Below are 1719 nucleotides of genomic sequence, written 5' to 3'. Positions count from 1 at the left end.
CAACCGCGACCGCAGCGGCCTGTTTCGTTTTCGAATGCACCGTCTACATGGGCGAGGTGGACACCCAGCGCCAAGCGCTCAACGTCGCCCGCATGCGGCTGCTGGGCGCGGAGGTCGTGCCCGTGACGACGGGATCGCGCACCCTGAAGGACGCGATCAACGAGGCGTACCGCGACTGGGTGGCGTCCGTCGAGACGACGAACTACATCTTCGGCACCGCCGCAGGCCCGCACCCCTTCCCGGCGATGGTGCGCGACTTCCAGAAGATCATCTCCGAGGAAGCCCGCGCGCAGCTGCTCGCCGACACGGGACGCCTGCCCGACGCGGTCGTCGCCTGCGTCGGCGGCGGCTCGAACGCGATCGGCATGTTCGACGCGTTCCTCGACGACGAGACGGTCAAGCTCTACGGCGTCGAGGCGGCCGGCGACGGGGTCGACACGCCCAAGCACGCGGCGTCCATCGAGCGCGGGCGCCCCGGCATCCTCCACGGGGCCAAGACGTTCGTCCTGCAGGACGAGGACGGCCAGACCGTCGAGTCCCACTCGATCTCCGCCGGACTGGACTATCCCGGTGTCGGTCCCGAGCACGCCTGGCTCGCCGACATCGGCCGCGCCCAGTACATTCCGGCGACGGATGCCGAGGCGATGGACGCGCTGCGCCTGTTGTCGCAGACGGAGGGCATCATCCCGGCAATCGAGTCCGCACACGCGCTGGCCGGCGCCCTGCGGTTGGGCCGCGAGCTCGGACCCGACGCCCTCATCGCCGTCAGCCTGTCGGGACGCGGCGACAAGGACATGGACACGGCTGCGCGCTGGTTCGGTCTCTACGACGAGGGGGCAACGGCATGACCTCTCGCGTGGCCGCCGCGATCGATGCGGCGAAGGCGGAGGGGCGCGGCGCGTTCGTCGGCTACCTGCCGCTCGGCTATCCCGACCTGCAGACGAGCATCGATGCGGCCGTGGCGCTGGCGGAGAACGGCGCCGACATCCTCGAGCTCGGCCCGCCCTACTCGGACCCCGTCATGGACGGCCTCGTGATCCAGGAGGCCACGCAGGCCGCGCTCGCGGCAGGTTTCCGGCTTCGCGACACCTTCACCGCCGTGCGCGCGATCGCCGACCGGGTGGATGTTCCCATCCTCGTGATGACGTACTGGAACCCCGTGCTGCAGTACGGCGTGGACCGGTTCGCCGACGACCTCGTCGCCGCGGGCGGGGCGGGACTGATCACTCCCGACATCACACCCGACGCCGCCCCCGACTGGATCGCCGCCTCCGAGCGCACCGGGCTCGATCGGGTCTTCCTGGCGGCGCCGACCTCTACCGACGAGCGTCTGCGGATGATCGCCGCGGCGTCGACCGGCTTCGTCTACACGGTGTCGACGATGGGTATCACGGGCGAACGCGCGGAGCTGGATGCCGCGGCGCGCACGCTCGTGGCGCGACTGCGCACCTTCGGTGTCGACCACGCCTGCGTCGGCATCGGTATCTCCACGCCCGAGCAGGTCAGCGGCGTCCTGGAGTACGCGGACGGCGCGATCGTGGGAACGGCCCTCGTCCGGGCGCTGCGCGACGGGGGCGTGGAGGCCCTCGCCGCAGAGACCCGCGCCCTGACGGCGGGCGCCGGGCGCTGACGCCTCCGCGGCGACACGTGACGGCACCGGCGGCGAAGTAGACTGCCCCTCGTGCTTTCCTCCGCCTCCGTCGTCGCCAGCATCCCGAG

At 71.4% G+C, this 1719-nt stretch carries 2 protein-coding genes; both read left to right on the top strand.

All coding sequences use genetic code 11. From position 1 onward, the window contains the following. A partial coding sequence (trpB, locus tag I5I_RS00365; protein WP_036314912.1) for a tryptophan synthase subunit beta occupies window positions 1-848 on the top strand: 848 nt, incomplete at its 5' end. Further along, window positions 845-1630: a tryptophan synthase subunit alpha gene (gene trpA, locus I5I_RS00360; RefSeq protein ID WP_036314909.1), complete on the top strand. Its 786-nt coding sequence runs from the start codon at window positions 845-847 to the stop codon at window positions 1628-1630. The genes trpB and trpA, both read left to right, overlap by 4 nt. The last annotated feature ends 89 nt before the right edge of the window (window positions 1631-1719 follow it).

Origin of the sequence: Microbacterium sp. B24 (assembly GCF_000333415.1) — a bacterium.
GTDB lineage: Bacteria > Actinomycetota > Actinomycetes > Actinomycetales > Microbacteriaceae > Microbacterium.
This window is presented reverse-complemented; position numbering and strand designations above follow the sequence as displayed.

Coding starts and splice junctions, on each gene's coding strand:
- trpA (WP_036314909.1), top strand. CDS start 845: ATGACCTCTCGCGTGGCCGCCGCGATCGATGCGGCGAAGGCGGAGGGG.